Source organism: Micromonospora globosa, assembly GCF_000717585.1.
Classification (GTDB): Bacteria; Actinomycetota; Actinomycetes; order Mycobacteriales; family Micromonosporaceae; genus Micromonospora; species Micromonospora aurantiaca.
This window is the reverse complement of the sequence record NZ_JNZR01000027.1, coordinates 147,178-164,024: the sequence shown is the minus strand read 5'-3', so window position 1 is coordinate 164,024 and position 16,847 is coordinate 147,178. Positions and strand designations below refer to the sequence as shown.

The 16,847-nt window shown below is 72.8% G+C and carries 15 protein-coding genes, 1 pseudogene and 1 riboswitch; of the genes and pseudogenes, 6 read left to right on the top strand and 10 right to left on the bottom strand.

The genetic code is table 11. From position 1 onward, the window contains the following. Nucleotides 1-193 precede the first annotated feature (193 nt). From IF06_RS0123345 to IF06_RS0123330, 4 genes and pseudogenes are all read right to left on the bottom strand, one after another. Nucleotides 194-973, bottom strand: a complete 780-nt coding sequence (locus IF06_RS0123345) for an ABC transporter ATP-binding protein (RefSeq protein ID WP_030273563.1) — start codon at nt 971-973, stop codon at nt 194-196. After that, a complete protein-coding gene (locus IF06_RS0123340) occupies nt 970-2,064 on the bottom strand; it encodes a FecCD family ABC transporter permease (RefSeq protein ID WP_369752213.1) in 1,095 nt (364 codons plus the stop codon). The genes IF06_RS0123345 and IF06_RS0123340 overlap by 4 nt, the downstream gene beginning before the upstream one ends. 77 nt (nt 2,065-2,141) lie before the next feature. After that, complete coding sequence (locus IF06_RS0123335) at nt 2,142-3,074, bottom strand: ABC transporter substrate-binding protein (protein WP_013473539.1); 933 nt, start codon at nt 3,072-3,074, stop codon at nt 2,142-2,144. 106 nt (nt 3,075-3,180) lie between these two features. After that, a riboswitch (cobalamin riboswitch) is annotated at nt 3,181-3,274 on the bottom strand. A gap of 120 nt (nt 3,275-3,394) precedes the next feature. Further along, a pseudogene (locus tag IF06_RS0123330) lies at nt 3,395-4,714 on the bottom strand (M14 family metallopeptidase); the annotation flags it as partial. 205 nt (nt 4,715-4,919) lie between these two features. Here IF06_RS0123330 and IF06_RS0123325 point away from each other — a divergent pair. Beyond that, a complete protein-coding gene (locus IF06_RS0123325) occupies nt 4,920-6,260 on the top strand; it encodes a C39 family peptidase (RefSeq protein ID WP_030273559.1) in 1,341 nt (446 codons plus the stop codon). Nucleotides 6,261-6,344: 84 nt separating this feature from the next. On the opposite strand, the gene IF06_RS0123320 is transcribed toward IF06_RS0123325, so the two are convergent. From IF06_RS0123320 to mqnE, 3 genes are read right to left on the bottom strand one after another with little or no spacing between them, the layout of a single operon-like run. Further along, nucleotides 6,345-6,629 carry a DUF4229 domain-containing protein gene (locus IF06_RS0123320; RefSeq protein ID WP_013283568.1) on the bottom strand — a complete coding sequence of 95 codons (285 nt, stop codon included), beginning with the start codon at nt 6,627-6,629 and terminating at the stop codon, nt 6,345-6,347. A 26-nt stretch (nt 6,630-6,655) separates the two neighbouring features. Continuing rightward, nucleotides 6,656-7,084, bottom strand: a complete 429-nt coding sequence (locus tag IF06_RS0123315) for a hypothetical protein (protein ID WP_030273557.1) — start codon at nt 7,082-7,084, stop codon at nt 6,656-6,658. Between the two features lie 7 nt (nt 7,085-7,091). After that, a complete protein-coding gene (gene mqnE / locus IF06_RS0123310) occupies nt 7,092-8,261 on the bottom strand; it encodes an aminofutalosine synthase MqnE (protein ID WP_013283566.1) in 1,170 nt (389 codons plus the stop codon). Between the two features lie 220 nt (nt 8,262-8,481). Here mqnE and IF06_RS0123305 point away from each other — a divergent pair, with 220 nt between their 5' ends. The 3 genes from IF06_RS0123305 (at nt 8,482) to IF06_RS0123295 (ending at nt 13,969) form a co-directional block, all read left to right on the top strand. Further along, complete coding sequence (locus IF06_RS0123305) at nt 8,482-10,122, top strand: C40 family peptidase (protein ID WP_198039680.1); 1,641 nt, start codon at nt 8,482-8,484, stop codon at nt 10,120-10,122. Between the two features lie 109 nt (nt 10,123-10,231). Further along, nucleotides 10,232-11,872, top strand: a complete 1,641-nt coding sequence (locus tag IF06_RS0123300) for a hypothetical protein (protein ID WP_030273553.1) — start codon at nt 10,232-10,234, stop codon at nt 11,870-11,872. A 189-nt stretch (nt 11,873-12,061) separates the two neighbouring features. Then, nucleotides 12,062-13,969, top strand: a complete 1,908-nt coding sequence (locus IF06_RS0123295; RefSeq protein ID WP_030273551.1) for a DEAD/DEAH box helicase — start codon at nt 12,062-12,064, stop codon at nt 13,967-13,969. A 76-nt stretch (nt 13,970-14,045) separates the two neighbouring features. On the opposite strand, the gene IF06_RS0123290 is transcribed toward IF06_RS0123295, so the two are convergent. Together IF06_RS0123290 and IF06_RS0123285 are read right to left on the bottom strand one after the other, a co-directional pair. Then, a complete protein-coding gene (locus IF06_RS0123290) occupies nt 14,046-14,267 on the bottom strand; it encodes a hypothetical protein (protein ID WP_013283562.1) in 222 nt (73 codons plus the stop codon). Further along, nucleotides 14,260-14,511 (bottom strand): hypothetical protein, encoded by a 252-nt coding sequence (locus IF06_RS0123285; RefSeq protein ID WP_013283561.1) that lies wholly within the window; start codon nt 14,509-14,511, stop codon nt 14,260-14,262. Before IF06_RS0123285 ends, IF06_RS0123290 begins: the two co-directional genes overlap by 8 nt. A 187-nt stretch (nt 14,512-14,698) precedes the next feature. On the opposite strand from IF06_RS0123285, the gene IF06_RS32300 reads away from it, so the two are divergent. Continuing rightward, nucleotides 14,699-14,914 (top strand): helix-turn-helix transcriptional regulator, encoded by a 216-nt coding sequence (locus IF06_RS32300; protein ID WP_036311366.1) that lies wholly within the window; start codon nt 14,699-14,701, stop codon nt 14,912-14,914. A 200-nt stretch (nt 14,915-15,114) separates the two neighbouring features. Then, nucleotides 15,115-15,735, top strand: coding sequence for a putative glycolipid-binding domain-containing protein (locus IF06_RS0123270; RefSeq protein WP_013283559.1), 621 nt, complete (start codon nt 15,115-15,117; stop codon nt 15,733-15,735). A 17-nt stretch (nt 15,736-15,752) separates the two neighbouring features. Here the strand turns inward: IF06_RS0123270 and IF06_RS0123265 are convergent, their stop codons facing one another. Continuing rightward, complete coding sequence (locus tag IF06_RS0123265) at nt 15,753-16,847, bottom strand: PLP-dependent cysteine synthase family protein (protein WP_013283558.1); 1,095 nt, start codon at nt 16,845-16,847, stop codon at nt 15,753-15,755.

Below are 16,847 nucleotides of genomic sequence, written 5' to 3'. Positions count from 1 at the left end.
GCCGGGGAGAGGCCGGGGCAGCCGGGACGCTGATCCGGGATTCGAGACGGCGAACACTGGCGTGGACAGTTCAGCAGCAGGGCCGTCGCCCGGCCCGTCGATCTTGCAGTTACGGTCCTCCCGACGCGATATATGCACCTTTTGCCGGGGCCTGAAGTGCAAGATCAACGGCGCGGGAGGGTGGGGTGAGGGGTCAGGTGGGGCGGACGGGGACCACCAAGGGGCCGTGGTCGCCGGGGATGACGCGGATGTGGGCACGGTAGTGACGGGCCAGCAACTCCTCGGTGAGCACCTCCTCGGGCGGCCCGGCGGCAGCCACCCGGCCGTCGGCGAGCAGGACCAGGCGGTCGGCGTACTCGCCGGCGATGGAGAGGTCGTGCATGGTGGCGAGCACTGTGAGCCCGTGTGCGCGGCGGAGCTGGTCGACCAGTTCCAGCACCTCCTGCTGGTGCCCGATGTCCAGCGCGCTGGTCGGCTCGTCGAGCAGCAGCAGGGTGGCGCCCTGGGCCAGCGCCCGGGCCAGGAAGACGCGCTGCCGCTCGCCGCCGGAGAGGGTGGCCAGCTCGCGGTGGCCGAACGGACCCAGGTCGAGCCGGTCCAGCACCTCGTGCACGGCGGCCAGGTCGGCGGCGGACTCGCGGCCCAGCGGCGGGATGTACGGGGTGCGCCCGAGCAGCGCGTAGTCGAACACCGACATGCCGATCGGTACGACAGGGGACTGCGCCACTGTGGCCACGATCCGGGCGCGGTCGCGGCGACGCAGCGCGCCGATCGGCGTACCGAAGAGGGCCACCTCGCCCGGGCCGGTGAGCAGGCCGCCGACGGCGCGCAACAGCGTCGACTTGCCGGCGCCGTTGGGTCCGATCACTGTGACCCACTCGCCCGCCGTGACTGTGAGGTCGACGCCGGCCAGGACCGGCGTGCCGCCGAGGGCGACGCGCAGGTCGTGGACGCGCACCGCGGGGGCGTTCACATCGCCACCCGGCGGGCGGTACGCAGGACCAGTACGAAGAACGGGCCGCCGAGCAGCGCGGTGACCACGCCGATCGGGATCTCGGCGGGTGCGGCGGCGGTCCGGGCGACCACGTCGGTCAGGGCGAGGAACGCGCCGCCGAACAGCATCGACAGCGGCAGGATCACCCGGTGGCTGGAACCGGCGAGCAGCCGCATGGTGTGCGGCACGATGATGCCGACGAAGCCGATCAGCCCGGACGCGGACACGGCGGCGGCGGTGCCGAGCGACGCGGCGGCGATCAGCAGGTAGCGGGAGCGCTGCGGGTGCAGGCCGAGTCCGGCGGCCTCGTCGTCGCCGACGGAGAGCACGTCCAGTTCACGCCGGTGCAGCAGCACCACCACGGAGGTGAGCACGAAGTACGGCAGGACCAGCCACACGTCGTGCCAGCCGGCGGTGGCCAGCCGTCCGAGCAGCCAGGAGTAGACCTGCTGGATGTTGTCGGAGTGCTGTTGCAGCAGGTACGTCTGCCCGGCGGCGAAGAACGCCGACACCGCCACCCCGGCCAGGATCAGCGTGGCCGGGGACCGGTCCCGGCCACCGGCGGCGCCGAGCAGGTACGTCAGCACGACCGCGCCGAGCGACCCGACGAACGCAGCCAGCGGAATGGTGATCGGCAGCCCGGTCAGCGCCCCGCCCGCACCGGCGCCGAGCACGATCGCCGCGGTGACCGCGAATCCGGCTCCGGCCGCCACGCCGAGCAGGTACGGGTCGGCCAGCGGGTTGCGGAAGACGCCCTGGTAGCAGCCGCCGGCCAGGGCGAGGAGCGCGCCGACGAGCAGGCCGAGCACGACCCGGGGCAGCCGCAGCTCGGTGATGATCGCGACTTCCCGCTCGGTGAGCCCGCTGTCCAGGTGCACCCCGGGCAGCAGGTTGAGCAGTTCGGCCGCGACGCTGCCGGGCGGCAGGCTGACCGGGCCGAGCGAGACGCCCGCGACCAGCGCGACGAGCACCGCCACGACACCGGCGAACAGCCAGCGCTTGCGCAGCCCGGCGGGCCGGATCGGGGCACCGGCCGCGCCGCGCGCCCCACGCCGCCCCGGCCGGGACAGCAGCCGGGCACCCGGCCGGGGCGCGTCGGGCGTCCCGGCCGGGTTCGGGGCGGATTCCGCCTGTCGTAGGGCCACGGTCAGGCCGGGACCTTGGCGGTGGCGTCGACGATCACCTTGAGCAGTTCGACCACGCGCGGGCCCCAGCGCGAGGCGATGTCGTCGTCCAGCTCCACGATCTGGTTGTTCTTCACGGCGGTGATGCCGGACCAGCCGCTGCGCGCCTTCACCGTGTCGGCGCTCTGCTTGCAGCACTTGGTGTCGGAGAGGAAGACGAAGTCGGGGTTCGCCTTGACGATGACCTCCTGGGAGAGCTGCGGGTAGCCGCCGTTCTTCCCGTCGGCGTCGGACGCGTCGGCGATGTTCTCCAGGCCGGCGAGCGCGTAGATGGTGCCGATGAAGGTCTTGCTGGTCGCGCTGTACAGCTCCGGGCCCAGCTCGTGGTAGTAGGTCGGCTTCTCCGTACGCTTCGGCAGGTCCTTGGTCAGCGCGGTGATGTCGTCCTTCATCTTCTGCACCACGGCGTCCGCCTCGGACCGGTGGCCGGTGAGCGTACCCAGGTCGGTGAGCTGCCGGTACGTGTCGTCGAGCGTGGCCGCGGCGGGGATCTGCAGAACCGGGATCTTCAGCGCGACGAGCTGGTCGGCGATCTTGTTGAGGTTGTCGGAGATCACCACCAGGTCGGGGTTGCGGGAGGCGACGGCCTCGGCGTTCGGCTGGTAGCCGGACAGGTCGGTACGGGGCGCCTCGGCCGGGTAGTTCGACTGGTCGTCGACGGCGGTGACCTGCTTGCCTGCGCCGATGGCGAACAGCATCTCGGTGGAGGTCGGCGAGAGCGAGACGATCTTCTCGGGCCGCTTCTCCAGCGTCAGCTTGCCGACTGTGGCCGGGAACGCGCCGCCGGAGCCGCCGGCGGCGGGGGTGTCGGTCGAGGTCTTCTCGGCGCAGCCGCCGAGGAGCAGCACGCCGGCCGCGAGCGCGGTGGCGAAGAGCCGGGGGGTACGTCGGGACATGGGGCCTCCTGTCGGTCGAGGAGTGTGGTGCTTCGCCGACAGGGGAAAGGCCCGTCCGCGAGGCGCCCTTCCTCGAGAGCGCGTGTCGCGACCGGGCCTCAGGCGACCTGGCTCGTCCCACGTCCGTCGGCGCCGGCGGAAGGCCGGCGCCGCGCGTACGGGGCATCACAGTTGCGGGACAGCGCCGGTTTCACACCGGCTTCGCTGTGGCACGGTCGGTGCCACGGTAGCGCACGACCAGCGGAGATCGTCCGGACGGGCGGGGTGGGCGGGAACCCCGGCGGGGGTGGAACCGGGGTTCCCGCCCGGTGGTGAGGTCAGCAGTACTGGCTCTGCTTGCCGATCGCCCGGTACGGGCAGTCGGCGTACTCGGACAGGATCAGCACGGCCTCCCGGTTGCGTGAGGTCTGCGCCGGGATCACCTCGTCCGGCGGGTAGAAGCCGCCGCCGGAGGCCGAGCCGGGGTACATCTCGAAGGTGTACGCCCAGATCTTGTGGGCGCCCCACATCCAGTCGATGCTGGTGCCGTCGGCGATGTAGAGGTCGCTCGACTGTTCCGGGGTGTAGTTGTTCGTCGCCGCCATCTGCCGCCCGATGGTGGCGAAGGTGTTGTACTGGTCGGTGTTCATCCCGGTGGCGGTGTTGCTGTACGTGTATCCGTACGGCCAGAGCACCAGCTGCGAGTAGGTGTGGAAGTCGATGTTCGCCTTGATCTGCTGCACTCCGCCGACGACCCGGCTGTTGACGAAGTTGCGCAGCGCCGCGGTCTCCGGGGCGGAGAAGGCGGACGGGCCCCGGTAGGTGTCCGACGACTTGGTGCCGGACGAGCCGCCGCAGCAGCCCCACTGGTAGGCCCAGTTGCGGTTCAGGTCGGTGCCGATGGCTGTCGAACCGCTGTTGGGCTGCCGGTTCTTGCGCCAGGAGCGGTAGGAGCCGGTGGCGATGTCGTACTCGCTGCCGTCCGGGTTGACTGTGGGGACGATCCAGATCTCCCGGGAGTTGACGATGCTGCTGATCCGGGAGTCGCTGCCGTAGTTGTCGGTGAAGAGGTTGAGCAGGTAGATCGCCATCTCGACGGTCAGGTGCTCACGGGCGTGCTGCTGGGCGTTGAACAGGATCTCCGGCTCGGCCTCGTCGGTGGCGACGTTGTCGGAGATCTTCACCGCCATCAGGTCCCGGCCCTGGTACGACGTGCCGATGCTCAGCTTGCGGGCGATCGTCGGGTGGTCGGCGACCACCTTGTTCACCACCGCGGTCAGCTCGGCGTAGTCGTGGTAGTTCGAGTCGGCGGGCGGGAACGCGTTGGCGGTCATGCCCCCGTCGGCGTGGTTGTGCTCCGGCACGACGTCCTTCTCGAGCCGGAATCCGAGCCGGGTGATCGCGTTGGCCTCGGCCTTGGTCGCCGTGACGTGCAGCACGCCGTGCTCGGAGTAGTCGATCGCGGCGCCGGTGGAGGCGACGGCGGTGCGGTCGGCCGCCGTACGCGGGCCGAGCACCCGGTAGGCGACGGTGGCCGGCTCACCGGAGCCTTCCGGTGCGGGCCGGGCGACGGCGGGCGCGGCGGCCGCGGTGACGATGGTCAGGCCGATGACGGCGGCGAGCGCCAGCCGGCGGCGGAGCGGAGAGGAGCGGAAGGCCATGGACAACCTCCTGGGGGTACGGGAGATCCCGTTGTCCGCACACTCCACCAGGAGACACATGGTCATATCAATATCTGTCTTTGCCTTGGGTCATCCCGACCTGATCGTCACTTCGGCAATGATTTTCTACGCCTGAACATCTGGCGAAACTTCCCGCCAAGCGCGACAGTGAACGGCAACGATGCCGTCTCCCTGTGGAGCTGCCATGTTCGGACGACCCATGCGCGCGGCCGCCCTCGCCGGCCTCACCGCGCTCACCCTCCTCGCCACCAGCGCACCGGTCCAGGCACAAGCCCCGCGACCGGGCGTCACGCACGACGAACAGATCACCTTTCAGGATTTCTCCCGCTTCCCCGACTGGCGTAGCGGCTCCCACCAGGGCACCCGCGCCGTACCGGGCCGCCACCCGGCGCTGACCATCGGCCGCCCGGCGGGCACCACCGAGTTCACCGACGAGCACACCGGCACGACCCGCACCTGGGAGTACGCCACCTGGACCTCGCCCGAGCGGCGGATCGGCTTCGACGCCACCGAGATGGTCGCGTCGTGGAACGCCGCCACCCCGGCCGGCACCTGGATCCAGGTCGAGCTGCACGGCACGTACAACACCGGGGCACAGACCCCGTGGTACGTCATGGGCCGCTGGGCCTCCGGCGACCAGGACATCAAGCGCTCCACGCTGGACGGCCAGGGCGACCCGTGGTCGAGCATCTGGACCGACACGTTCTCGGTCGACGACGCCGACGCGGGGGTGCTGCTGCGCTCGTACCAGTTGCGGCTGACGCTCTACCGCGCGCCCGGCCAGGCCGCCGCGCCGCAGGTCCGGATGGTCGGCGCGATGGCGTCGAACGTCCCGGACCGGTTCACCGTCACCCCGAGCCGGGGCGGCATCGCCTGGGGCACCGAGCTGGCCGTGCCGCGCTACTCGCAGAACATCCACATCGGCGAGTACCCCGAGTACGACGGCGGCGGCGAGGCGTGGTGCTCGCCCACCTCGACGGAGATGGTGGTCGAGTACTGGGGCCGCAAGCCCTCGGCCGAGGACACCTCGTGGGTCGACCCCTCCTACCCCGACCCGACTGTCGACCACGCCGCCCGGATGACCTACGACTACGAGTACGAGGGCGCCGGCAACTGGCCGTTCAACACCGCGTACGCGTCGAGCTTCCCCGGCCTGGAGGCGCGGGTCACCCGGCTGCACTCGCTCGACGAGGCGGAACGGTTCATCAAGGCGGGCATCCCGGTGGTGACCTCGCAGTCGTTCCTCGCCAGCGAGCTGGACGGGGCCAACTACGGCACCTCCGGGCACCTGTTCGTGATCGTCGGCTTCACCGCCGACGGCGACGTGATCGTCAACGACCCGGCGTCCTCGTCGAACGACGCGGTCCGCAACGTCTACAAGCGGGAGCAGTTCGAGCAGATCTGGCTGCGTACCAAGCGCTACCGGGCCAACGGCACGGTGGCCTCCGGCTCCGGCGGCATCGCGTACCTGATCAAGCCGGCCAACCGGCCGTGGCCGGTCGTCCCGGGCTCGACCAACTGGTGAACGGCCCGGCCGGCCGGTGAACGGTTCGGCTGACCGGTGAAGGGCCCGGTGCCGTGTCCGGCGCCGGGCCCTTCGTCCGTCCGCTCAGCCGTCGCGGCGCTCGGCGTCCGGCTCGGCGCCCGGCTCGTCGTCACCGGCGAGCGCCGAGCGCAGCCGGTCCTTCTCCGCGCGCCGCCGCTCCGACGCCTCCGCCATCTCGCCGGCCATCTCGTCCCGCCAGTTGCGCAGCAGGAAGAACGACAGCGCGGCGGAGGAGATCAGCGCCACCATCAGCCGCAGGAACATGTTCATCTCGACGAACCAGAGGGCTGCCAGCACGGCGACGAACAGCCCGACCCGGCCCAGCGTGTACTTGACCGCCGCGCTCATTCCCGCATTCCCACTCTCTCCGTGCCTCAGCCCGTACGCCGGGCCAGCCAGTGCACGCCATGAAACCAGATGACGGCGTAGACCACGGTGAACACCGCCGCAGCCAACGCGCCGGTGAACAGCGCGGGCAGCCCGGAGGCCAGGCCCGCGGCCAGCAGACCGGCGACGATGCCGAGCCCGAGACCGGCCAGCGCGGCCACCACCCGGGCGGCGCCGAACTCCCAGGCCCGGAACTCGTCCCAGAACAACCAGAGCGGCAGGATCACCGCGAGCCAGCCGTTCGTACCCCCGAAGCCGCTGTCGCCGACCGTGGCGAACGCGAACTCGAAGACCAGCAGCGCCAGCACCCCGATGACCAGGCCGGCCAGGCTCACCCCGAGCAGGTCACCGAGGGTGAGGATGCGGCCTTCGGCGTCGCGCCGGGGGAAGCCGCGCTGCTGTTCCTCGTCGCTCATCGCCAGGTCAGGCCCAGACCTGCTGCGGCTCGGACCGGCGCTCCGCCAGCGACGGCGGCCCGTCGTACTCGCGGACGATCTCGTAGCGGGTGTTCCGCTCGACCGGACGGAAGCCGGCGTCCCAGATCATGTGCAGCAGGTCGTCGCGGTGCATGGTGTTCGGCGTGCCGTACGAGTCGGCGTCATGGGTGATCTTGTATTCGACCACCGAGCCGTCCAGGTCGTCGACGCCGAAGTTCAGCGAGAGCTGCGCGACCGACAGCCCGTGCATGACCCAGAAGCACTTGACGTGCGGCACGTTGTCGAACAGCAGCCGGGAGACCGCGAACGTCTTGAGCGACTCGGCCGGCGAGGCCATCGTGGTCCGGGCCTGGATCCGGTTACGGATCTTGCCGTCCGCCGAGTCGACGAAGTCGTGCTGGTAGCGCAGCGGGATGAAGACCTGGAAACCGCCGGTCTCGTCCTGCAGCTCACGCAGCCGCAGCACGTGGTCGACCCGGTGCCGGGGCTCCTCGATGTGGCCGTAGAGCATGGTCGACGGCGTCTTCATGCCCTTCGAGTGGGCCAGCCGGTGGATGCGCGACCAGTCCTCCCAGTGGCAGTTGTGGTCGACGATGTGCTGCCGGACCTCCCAGTCGAAGATCTCCGCGCCACCGCCGGTGAGCGACTCCAGGCCGGCGTCCATCAGCTCGTCGAGGATCGCGTCGGCGGTGAGCCCGCTGATCTTCTCGAACCACTGCACCTCGGTGGCGGTGAACGCCTTGAGGTTGACCTTCGGCAGCGCGGCCTTCAGCTCGCGCAGCACCTTCGGGTAGTAGCGCCAGGGCAGCGTCGGGTGCAGGCCGTTGACGATGTGCAGCTCGGTGAGCTGCTCGTCCTCCATCTCCTTGGCCTTGCGGACGGCCTCGTCGATGCGCATCGTGTAGGCGTCCTTCTCGCCCGGCTTGCGCTGGAACGAGCAGTACGCGCACGACGCGGAGCAGACGTTCGTCAGGTTCAGGTGCCGGTTGACGTTGAACATCACCCGGTCGCCGTTGAGCTCCGTACGCCTGTGGTGGGCCAGCCGGCCCAGCCAGGTCAGGTCGTCGCTGGCGTAGAGGGCGATGCCGTCCTCGCGGGTCAGCCGCTCCCCCGCGTACACCTTCGCCTCGAGTTCGCGCTTGAGTCCGGCGTCCATCCGAAAGCCACGTCCTTCCACCTGGGTTCCCGATCGAGCGTACGTCGCGGGTCCGACCGGCCGCCGACGTGGTCGCGCCGGTTCACCGGCCGTCACGCTCCGCACATCGACATCGTCGCAACCGTGAGGTAAGACAGGGTGGGGCGGAACACACACCAGGGCCGTCCTGTCCCGACACGCCCCAATCACGTGACGGACCCCAGACCGGACGGGGAGCGGTATGGCTCACAGCACCAAGGCCCGACGGCGACGAGGACGGCAGCCGGTGATCTCACCGATCCTGCGCCCGGCGCTCTGGTCCGCCCTTCTGGGGGCGGTCGCGGCCGCGGCGCTCGCCACACCCGCCTGGGCCGACCCGCTGCCCGACGTCGTACCCGACACCGGCTCCCGGCCCCAGGTCACCGGCCCCCTGCAACTGCCCGGCTCGTCCGGCGCCGTCCGCGGCGTACCCGGCACCGTCCCCGGCGTACCGGGTGCCGTTCCCGGCCTCCCCGGCACCGTCCCGGGCCTGCCCGGCGTCACCACCCCGGGCGGCACTGCGGGCCTGCCGGGCACCACCGGCGTGACCAACCCGGCCGACGGCCCGCTGATCGCCCAGATCAACCAGCTCGACGCCCGGGTCACCCTCCTCGGCGAGGAACTGCTCCGGATCAAGACCGAGCGGGACGCCGCACAGACCGAGCTGACCCAGTCCGCCGCCCGGCTCAAGGAGGCCCAGGACGCGCTCACCCGCGCCCAGGACAACGCCAAGAGCGCCGCCGCCGACGCCGTGAAGGCCGACGCGGCGCTGCCGCCCGGTGAGTTCGGCGCCAGCCTGCGCGACTTCGCCAACCTCCAGCGCATCACCCGCGGCGACAAGGCCGAGGGCGCCACCACGTCGGTGACCGGCGAACTCCTCCGGGCCACCAGCGCCGAGGAGGCCGCCCGGAAGGCACACGAGTCGGCCCAGCGCCGGGCCACCGAGCAGACCACCGCGTTCACCCGCGCCGAGGCCGACCTGCGCAAGCAGGAAACCGCGCTCGTCGCGCTGCGCAAGGAGAACGCGGCCAATCTCCTGGAGATCGAGCGCCTGGCGGACGCCGCCGAGCAGCGGCTCGGCACCTCGTACGTGGTCGATCAGAGCATCGACGGCCTGGTGGCGGACCCGCGGGCGCTCGCCGCCGTGCGCTACGCCCTCGCCCAGCTCGGTGACCCCTACCTGTGGGCCGCCGAGGGCCCGGACCGGTTCGACTGCTCCGGCCTGATGCTCGCCTCCTACCAGGCGGCCGGCTACCGGGGCCTGCCCCGCGTCGCCAAGGACCAGTACTTCGCGACCCGTTCCCGCACCGTCTCGCCGAACGCCCTGCTCCCCGGCGACCTGCTGTTCTTCGCCTCCAGCAGCAGCTGGACCAGCGTCCACCACGTCGCCATGTACATCGGCAACGGCAAGATGGTGGAGGCGCCGCGGACCGGGGACGTCGTCAAGATCTCGGTGGTCCGCTGGTCCCGGCTCTACGCCGCGACCCGGGTGATCGGCGCCGTACCCGCCCCGGCCACCCCGGTCCCGCCGCCGACCGTGCCGGCCACGCCGAAGCCGTCGACCACGCCCAAGCCGACGCCCACCACGCCCAAGCCGTCGACCACGCCCAAGCCGACGCCGACCACGCCGAAGCCCACCACGCCGACGCCGAAGCCGACGACGTCCAGCCCGGCGCCGAGTACGCCGCCGCCGAGCCCGACCGACTCGCCCGACCCGACGCCGAGCCAGAGCGCGAGCGCCGAGCCGGAGACCAGCAGCGCCGCGCCGAGCAGCAGCAGCGCCGCGCCGTCGAGCAGCACGTCCGGCAGCGGCTCCGCCAGCCCGAGCAGCAGCACCGACTGACCCAACCGCCGCTCCGGCTGTGCTCCCGGGCCGGAATGTGGCACGGTGAGATCCAGGCACTTCCGGTCGGCGCCACGGCCGGAGGCGAGCGTGGGTGCGGAGGGGCGAGATGGGCGAGCAGGACGTTCCGGCGGAGAAGGTCCACCCGGGACCGACGCCCGACCCCGCCGACCCGGCCGGCGACGACGACGACCACGGTTCGGCCCCACCCGGGCCGATAGCCGTCGCGCGGGCGCGGGTGTCGGTCGCGGGCTCGGCCGTGCCGCCGCCCGCCGGTGACGAGCAGCCGCTGCCGCAGGCCGGTCCCACGACGTACCGGGCGGCCACCCCGGCGGACACCCCACCGCCGCTGGACCGGCGCCTCCCCGGTGCCACCGTGCCGCCGTCCAGCTGGTCCGCCTTCGCCGTGGGCGAACGCCAGGCGACGTCCCAGCCCGCCGCCGCGGAGGCCGACGGCGACGCCTCCCCGGGTACGCCCGGCAGTGCTCCGGCCGCCATCCCGGCACCCCGCGTCTCCGGTTCCGCACGCGTGCCCACGCCGCCCGTCGCAACCGCGGACGCGGCAGCACCGGCCGACGCCGCACCGGACCGCGACACCGCACCGGCCGAGCAGGCGGACGGGACCGCCGTCGGGCCGCAGGACGACTCCCCGTCCTCGGCAGCCGGTTCGGCCGAGTCTCCGCCGAACGCGGCGCCGGCCTCCGCAGCCGGCCGCCCGGCCCCGCTCACCGGCTCTTCCACACCCGCTGAGCAGGCCGGATCCGCACCCGCGCGGGCCAGCGCATCGGTACCCGGCCTGAGCCGTGTCTCCGCCGAGGAGGTCGCCGCCTCCGTGGTGGCCGCGCCGCCCGCCGCCGCCACCGTCTACCGGGCCGGTCCGGTGAACCCGGAACCGCCGGAGCCGGTCCAGCCGCCGGAGCCCGCGCAGCCCCCGGCGCCGAACGGCCCCGAGCCCGAGCCGGCGCCGACCCCGGTGCCCGGTCCGACGCCACCGTCGCCCGCGCCGCCGGTACCCGAGCCGGAACCACCGCTCCGGCCCACGCCACCCCTGCCCACGCCGCCCGCACCCGCCCCGCCGACGCCGACGCCCGGACCGGTGCCACCGATCCCCGGGCCGCCGGTACCGCCGCCGGGTCCGCCCGTACCCCCGCCCCCGCCCCCGCCGGGTCCGATGCCCGCGCCGCCGTTCCCGCCGCCACCGGCGATGACCGGCGGGCCGGGCCCACTGCCCGCGCCGCTGTTCCCCGCCCCGGCGCCCGGCCCGTCGTTCCCGCCCGCGCGGGCCGCCGTGCCGGGCCCGCCGGCCACGCCCGGCACGCCGGACGGTGCGCTGCCGTCGTGGGCCGCCGCACCCGTGTCGGCACCGCCGCCGCCAGTGGTGCCGGCCCCGGCGCTGCCGACCTGGCCGCCGCCGGCCACGCCCGCCCGCGACGCCGACACGACCCGTCCGGTACGCCCCCAGCCCGCCGGCCCGGATCTCGCCGGCACCGCGTACGGCGGGACCGACGGGCCCGGGTTCGCCACCGTGTCGTTCCCGCAGGGCAACCCTCTGGAGAACTCCGGATCGCTGACCGGGCACATCCTGGCCCAGGGCTGGTCCGAGGAGAGCCCGGCGGCCCGGGGCGGCAACACCAAGGTGATCATCGTGCTGGCCGTCGCGCTGACCATGCTCATCGCGATCAGCCTGCTCGTGGTCTTCCTGGCCAACGACGCATTGAGCAGCCTGACCGGGACCATGCTCATCGAGTGACAGGGGTGAGCCCGCCCACTACGGCTTCGCGTTGCCGTGGCGGAGTCGGCGATGCGCCGTACACTTGTCTCCGATCACTGACCCGGCGCGCCCCGACTGCGCGCCCATGGGCGATCTTGCGGGCGATTCGGCGGCGTGACAGGCCGCGGCGGGCCATCGCGAAGATGCGCCCCGCTCGAGAGGTATTTCTTGACCACGTTCGCTGAATCCAGCACGTCCCCGTCCGTCGACTCGACGCCCGACACCGTCGACTTCGCCTCGCTCGGCCTGCCCCGGCAGGTCGTCGAGGTGCTCGCCCGGCAGGGCATCACCACCCCGTTCGAGATCCAGCGGGCCACGCTGCCCGACTCGCTCGCGGGCCGCGACGTCCTCGGCCGGGGCCAGACCGGCTCGGGCAAGACGCTCGCCTTCGGCCTGCCGGTGATCGCCCGGCTCGCCGACCGCAACCGGGCCCGGCCGCTGCACCCGCGCGCCCTGGTCCTGGTCCCCACCCGTGAACTGGCCATGCAGGTCAACGACGCGCTCATGCCGCTCGGCAAGGCGGTCGGCGTGTTCCTGAAGACCGCCGTCGGCGGTGTGCCGTACGACCGGCAGATCGACGCGCTGCGCCGCGGCGTGGAGATCGTCGTGGCCACCCCGGGACGGCTCGGCGACCTGATCGAGCGCGGCGTGTGCCGCCTCGACGACGTCGAGATCACCGTGCTGGACGAGGCCGACCAGATGGCGGACATGGGCTTCCTGCCCGAGGTCACCCAGCTGCTGGCGAAGACTCCGGCGGACGCGCAGCGGCTGCTGTTCTCGGCCACTCTGGACAACGACGTCGACACGCTCGTCAAGCGGTTCATGACCGACCCGGTCACCCACTCGACCGCGCCGGCCACCGCCGCCGTGTCCACGATGGATCACCACCTGCTGCTGATCCCGCCGCACGACAAGTTCGCGGTCGCCGCGTCCATCGCCGCCCGTGAGGGCCGCACCATGCTGTTCGCCCGTACGCAGCTCGGCGTGGACCGGCTGGTCGAGCAGCTCGCGGCCGTCGGTGTGCGGGCCGGTGGGCTGCACGGCGGCAAGACGCAGCGCATGCGTACCAAGACGCTCGCCGAGTTCCGCGAGGGCCGAACGCCCGTGCTGGTCGCGACCGACGTGGCGGCCCGCGGCATCCACGTCGACGGCGTCTCGCTGGTGCTGCACGTGGACCCGCCGAAGGACCCCAAGGACTACCTGCACCGGGCCGGCCGTACGGCTCGGGCCGGCGAGTCGGGCGCGGTGGCGACGCTGGTGCTGCCCAAGCAGCGCCGCACCACTCTGGCCATGATGGAGAAGGCGGGCGTCGAGCCGGCCGAGACCCGGGTCCGGGCGGGCGACGAGGCGCTGGCCGAGCTGACCGGCGCGCGCGAGCCCAGCGGCGTACCGGTGCGGGACGAGCCGGAGCCGCGACGCGGCGGCGGCTCGCGCCGCTTCGGCGACCGCGACGGCCGGGGCTTCGACCGGGGCGGCCGGGGCGGCTTCTCCGACCGTGGCGAGCGCCGGTTCGGCGACCGCGACGGCCGGGGCGAGCGCCGCTACGGCGACCGGCCCGCGGGCGAGCGGTCCGGCGACCGGTTCGCGGACCGCGGCGGTGACCGCCGGTTCGGCGACCGGCCGGCGGGTGAGCGCTACTCGGGCGAGCGATCCGGCGGCGAGCGCCGCTTCGGACGGCCGGAGCGCCGCGACGACCGCAGCTTCGGCGACCGGGGCGAGCGCAGCTTCGGCGACCGGCGGTCCGACGGCCGGAGCTTCGGCGAGCAGCGGTCCGACGACCGCGGCCAGCGCGGCGAGCGCTTCGGCGAGCGGGCCGACCGGCCGTACGGGGACCGGCAGCGACCGGCGACCGGACGCGGGTACGACCGCGACGAGCGGCGGTACGACGACCGGCCGAGCGGCTCGCGCGGCTTCGGTGACCGGCGCCAGGACGACCGCCCGCACGCCGAGCGGCGTTTCGGTGACCGGGGCGACGCGCGTCCGGCCGAGCGCCGGGCCGGCGGTTTCCGGGCCGAGGGGCGGGGCCGGGACGACAGGCGCGGCTTCGGCGGGCGCCCGCCGGCACGTACCCACTGATCTGAGCGCACCCACCGCCGCCGCCGAGCACCCGCTCGGCGGCGGCGGTGCGTCTGGGGTGATGTCGGCTCCCGTTCTAGCTGCGCGGTGTGAGGACGGGATACCGCCGGGTCGGCTCATTCCACAGCGACAGGCGATGACGAGGCCGCCAACCGGGCGGGGGCGTGGGGATGGTCTTGTCGATGGTCTGCCGGAGGCTGCGCCGAGCGGACCGGCCCCACGACCAGGCGACCCAGCAGCCGAACGCCTGGGCGATGACGGCGGCCAGCAGCAGCCCGGTGCCGATCGGGTCAGACATTGCGCACCGACCGCAGCCAGCCCAGGAACCGGATGTGCATCTCGGCGGGGTCCGGCGGCTCGGAGTAGAGCCTGGTCAGGTCATCGGTTGCCTGCCGCATCAGGGCAGCCAGATCGACGGCGAGGTGGCGCCGGTCGTGCTCGTAGTCAGCGACCAACTCGACCTTGGCGTTCTCGCAGGGCCAGTTGAGCAGGTCTGCCGTACAGACCCAAAGGGGTTTCAGCGGAGCGTGGCGCTGGGTCACTCGGGGCCCTCCTGCATGGTCGGCGTCCAGGTGGCACCCCCGTCCGCCGCGAACTCGCCACCGGGCGGGGGGCCCGATCCATCAGATCGCCCACCTGCCCCCCCTGTCAACGTTGACGGGCCTACATAGGTGGGATTATTTGTTCGCGTCACCATAGTCGGGTCAGCCCGCTCCTACCTTCGAAGTCGTGACCAAGGAGACGGGACCGGGCGAACTCGTCGCAGCCGGTGAGATCTTGAAGATGCTCGGCGTGGGTAGATCGAGATTCCGCGAGATCCGGCGGCACCCCGCATTCCCCGCGCCGTATCAAGAGCTGTCGGTCGGCGCGGTCTGGTTGAAGCGGGACGTCGAGCGGTACATCCGGGAACACCGGCCGCCCCGGCCGGCGGACGACGACGAGTAGCCCGACGGTATGAACGTCTGGGATGCGGACGAGGTGGACGAGTGGGCCCGCCACAACCGGCCGCCCCGCCCCACAGAGGGCGACGAGCAGGGGTAATCAGTAGCGCTGGCCTGACGCCCGGGAACAGCGGGACATCCCGCTCGGCGGCGGCGTTCGCGCATCCGCTGCCGCCGACGGCCGGGTCGCGTAACGTCCGGTCCATGCCGAAGTCGCTCTTCTGGGCCCGGACCGACACCGCCGGCTCCGAGCACGTCGTGCTCGACGACGGTCAGGGGCTGACCGCGCAGGGTGTGGCGCTCGCCGTGGATCCGATCCCGTACACGTGCCGGTACCGCCTGACTGTCGGGCCGGACTGGTCGACGAACCGGCTGGAGGTCGAGTCCGAGGGCGCCGGCTGGTCGCGGAGCGTACGCCTGGAGCGGGGCCGGGTCGGGTGGCGCGTGCGTACCGGCGAGGAGGGTGACCTGGACGCGGCGCTGAGCGCGGCGGGCCACCCACCGGCGGGCCTGCCCGGTACCGACGACCCGGGCCGGCTGGCCGAGGCGCTCGACGTGGATCTGGGCGGTTCCCCGCTGACGAACACGCTGCCGATCCGCCGGATCGGGCTGGGGCGGCTGCCCGCCGACCTGGCCACGGCCGTGAATGTGGCGTGGGTGCTGCTGCCCGGCCTGGCCGTGGTGCCCGCCGAGCAGGTCTACACCTCGCTGGGTCCGGGCCGGGTCCGGTACGCGAGCGGCACGTTCACCGCCGACCTGGAGGTCGACCCGGACGGCTTCGTAGTGCGTTACCCGGGGCTGGCCGAGCGGGTCGACCCGCGCTGACCGGCCGGGGCCCCGGCTCAGGCGGTCGGCCAGGTGCCGTCGGTCAGGAACCGGTCGATGGTGGCGAGGTGCGGGGCGAGGTCGAGGCCCTGGGCGACCACCCACTCGTCGGAGTAGTAGGTGTCGACGTACCTGTCGCCCGGATCGCAGATCAGCGTGACCACCGAGCCGGTACGTCCGGCCGCGCGCATCTGCGCGATCAGCCCGAACGCGCCCCACAGGTTGGTGCCGGTGGAGCCGCCCACGCGGCGGCCGAGCACCGCCGAGCCGGCCCGCATCGCGGCGAGCGACGCGGCGTCCGGCACCTGCACCATCCGGTCCACCACGCTGGGCAGGAAGGACGCCTCGACCGTGGGCCGCCCGATGCCCTCGATCCGGGATCCGCGGTCGGTGCGTACCGACCAGTCACCGGCCTGCCAGGCGGGGTAGAACGCGGAGTTCTCCGGGTCCACCACGCAGAGCTTGGTGGGCAGCCGGCGATACCGGGCGTAGCGGCCGATGGTGGCGCTGGTGCCGCCGGTGCCGGCGCCGACCACGATCCAGGCGGGCACCGGGTGCCGTTCCAGCGCGAGCTGGGCGTAGATCGACTCGGCGATGTTGTTGTTGCCCCGCCAGTCGGTGGCCCGCTCGGCGTACGTGAACTGGTCCATGAACCGGCCGCCGCTGTCCTCGGCGAGCCAGCGCGCCTCCACCACGACCTTGGACGGGTCGTCCACCAGGTGGCAGCGTCCGCCCTGGAACTCGATCTGGGCGATCTTCTCCGGCGACGTGGAGGCGGGCATGACAGCGATGAACGGCAGCCCGAGCATCCGGGCGAAGTACGCCTCGGAGACAGCCGTCGAGCCCGATGACGCCTCGACGATCGTGGTGTCCGGGCCGATCCAGCCGTTGCAGAGCCCGTAGAGGAACAGCGAGCGGGCCAGCCGGTGCTTCAGCGAGCCGGTGGGGTGCACCGACTCGTCCTTGAGGTAGAGGTCGATCCCCCACTCGCGGGGCAGCGGGAAGGGCAGCAGGTGGGTGTCGGCGGAGCGGTTGGCGTCCGCCTCGACAGTGGCGATGGCCTCGGTCACCCAGCGCCGGCTGGCCTCGTCGCACCGGTCGAGATGAGTCAC